General features: G+C 57.3%; 1 rRNA gene. It reads right to left on the reverse strand.

What is annotated here, in order from left to right:
• Window positions 1-35: 35 nt before the first annotated feature.
• A 23S ribosomal RNA gene (locus tag GGE06_RS41905) occupies window positions 36-3,155 on the reverse strand.
• Window positions 3,156-3,212: the final 57 nt, after the last annotated feature.

The raw sequence follows: 3,212 nt of genomic DNA on the forward strand, positions 1-3,212 counted from the left end.
TTGCTTCAGAACTAACACAGTGGACGCGAGCAACTGAGGACAAGCCCTCGGCCTATTAGTACCGGTCAGCTCCACCCCTTACGGGGCTTCCACATCCGGCCTATCAACCCAGTCGTCTACTGGGAGCCTTACCCTCTCAAGGAGGTGGGAATACTCATCTCGAAGCAGGCTTCCCGCTTAGATGCTTTCAGCGGTTATCCCTCCCGAACGTAGCCAACCAGCCATGCCCTTGGCAGGACAACTGGCACACCAGAGGTTCGTCCGTCCCGGTCCTCTCGTACTAGGGACAGCCCTTCTCAATATTCCTACGCGCACAGCGGATAGGGACCGAACTGTCTCACGACGTTCTAAACCCAGCTCGCGTACCGCTTTAATGGGCGAACAGCCCAACCCTTGGGACCGACTCCAGCCCCAGGATGCGACGAGCCGACATCGAGGTGCCAAACCATCCCGTCGATATGGACTCTTGGGGAAGATCAGCCTGTTATCCCCGGGGTACCTTTTATCCGTTGAGCGACGGCGCTTCCACAAGCCACCGCCGGATCACTAGTCCCGACTTTCGTCCCTGCTCGACCCGTCGGTCTCACAGTCAAGCTCCCTTGTGCACTTACACTCAACACCTGATTGCCAACCAGGCTGAGGGAACCTTTGGGCGCCTCCGTTACCCTTTGGGAGGCAACCGCCCCAGTTAAACTACCCATCAGACACTGTCCCTGATCCGGATCACGGACCGAGGTTAGACATCCAGCACGACCAGAGTGGTATTTCAACGGCGACTCCACAACCACTGGCGTGGCTGCTTCACGGTCTCCCACCTATCCTACACAAGCCGAACCGAACACCAATATCAAACTGTAGTAAAGGTCCCGGGGTCTTTCCGTCCTGCTGCGCGAAACGAGCATCTTTACTCGTAGTGCAATTTCACCGGGCCTATGGTTGAGACAGTCGAGAAGTCGTTACGCCATTCGTGCAGGTCGGAACTTACCCGACAAGGAATTTCGCTACCTTAGGATGGTTATAGTTACCACCGCCGTTTACTGGCGCTTAAGTTCTCAGCTTCGCCCCACCGAAATGGAGCTAACCGGTCCCCTTAACGTTCCAGCACCGGGCAGGCGTCAGTCCGTATACATCGCCTTACGGCTTCGCACGGACCTGTGTTTTTAGTAAACAGTCGCTTCTCGCTGGTCTCTGCGGCCACCCCCAGCTCACGGAGCAAGTCCGATCACCAGGCGTGGCCCCCCTTCTCCCGAAGTTACGGGGGCATTTTGCCGAGTTCCTTAACCATAGTTCACCCGAACGCCTCGGTATTCTCTACCTGACCACCTGAGTCGGTTTAGGGTACGGGCCGCCATGAAACTCGCTAGAGGCTTTTCTCGACAGCATAGGATCATCCACTTCACCACAATCGGCTCGGCATCGGGTCTCAGGCTCCATGTGTGACGGATTTGCCTATCACACGCCCTACACCCTTACCCCGGGACAACCACCGCCCGGGCTGGACTACCTTCCTGCGTCACCCCATCGCTTACCTACTACCACCTTGGGCCGGCGGCTCCACCACTTTCCTTTCCCCGAAGGGTCCGGAACGGCTTCACGGCCTTAGCATTGATGGGCTCGATACTGGGCGTTTCAAAGCGGGTACCGGAATATCAACCGGTTGTCCATCGACTACGCCTGTCGGCCTCGCCTTAGGTCCCGACTTACCCTGGGCAGATCAGCTTGACCCAGGAACCCTTAGTCAATCGGCGCACACGTTTCTCACGTGTGTATCGCTACTCATGCCTGCATTCTCACTCGTGAACCGTCCACAACTCGCTTCCGCGGCTGCTTCACCCGGCACACGACGCTCCCCTACCCATCACAACACCCGTTGGGGCTTTATGCTGCAATGACACGACTTCGGCGGTACGCTTGAGCCCCGCTACATTGTCGGCGCGGAATCACTTGACCAGTGAGCTATTACGCACTCTTTCAAGGGTGGCTGCTTCTAAGCCAACCTCCTGGTTGTCTCTGCGACTCCACATCCTTTCCCACTTAGCGTACGCTTAGGGGCCTTAGTCGATGCTCTGGGCTGTTTCCCTCTCGACCATGGAGCTTATCCCCCACAGTCTCACTGCCGTGCTCTCACTTACCGGCATTCGGAGTTTGGCTAAGGTCAGTAACCCGGTAGGGCCCATCGCCTATCCAGTGCTCTACCTCCGGCAAGAAACACACGACGCTGCACCTAAATGCATTTCGGGGAGAACCAGCTATCACGGAGTTTGATTGGCCTTTCACCCCTAACCACAGGTCATCCCCCAGGTTTTCAACCCTGGTGGGTTCGGTCCTCCACGAAGTCTTACCTCCGCTTCAACCTGCCCATGGCTAGATCACTCCGCTTCGGGTCTTGAGCGTGCTACTGAAGCGCCCTGTTCGGACTCGCTTTCGCTACGGCTTCCCCACACGGGTTAACCTCGCAACACACCGCAAACTCGCAGGCTCATTCTTCAAAAGGCACGCAGTCACGAGATACAGCAAGCTGTATCCGACGCTCCCACGGCTTGTAGGCACACGGTTTCAGGTACTATTTCACTCCGCTCCCGCGGTACTTTTCACCATTCCCTCACGGTACTATCCGCTATCGGTCACCAGGGAATATTTAGGCTTAGCGGGTGGTCCCGCCGGATTCACACGGGATTTCTCGGGCCCCGTGCTACTTGGGTGTCTCTCCAACGAGCCGTACAGATTTCGGCTACGGGGGTCTTACCCTCTACGCCGGACCTTTCGCATGTCCTTCGCCTATCCATACGGTTTCTGACTCGTCCCGTCGCCGGCAGACGACGGAAGAGAGATCCCACAACCCCGCATGCGCAACCCCTGCCGGGTATCACACGCATACGGTTTGGCCTCATCCGGTTTCGCTCGCCACTACTCCCGGAATCACGGTTGTTTTCTCTTCCTGAGGGTACTGAGATGTTTCACTTCCCCTCGTTCCCTCCACATGCCCTATGTGTTCAGGCATGGGTGACAGCCCATGACGACTGCCGGGTTTCCCCATTCGGAAACCCCCGGATCAAAGCCTGGTTGACGGCTCCCCGGGGACTATCGTGGCCTCCCACGTCCTTCATCGGTTCCTGGTGCCAAGGCATCCACCGTGCGCCCTTAAAAACTTGGCCACAGATGCTCGCGTCCACTGTGTAGTTCTCAAACAACGACCAGCCACCCATCACATC

Origin of the sequence: Streptomyces nymphaeiformis (assembly GCF_014203895.1) — a bacterium.
Lineage (GTDB): Bacteria > Actinomycetota > Actinomycetes > Streptomycetales > Streptomycetaceae > Streptomyces > Streptomyces nymphaeiformis.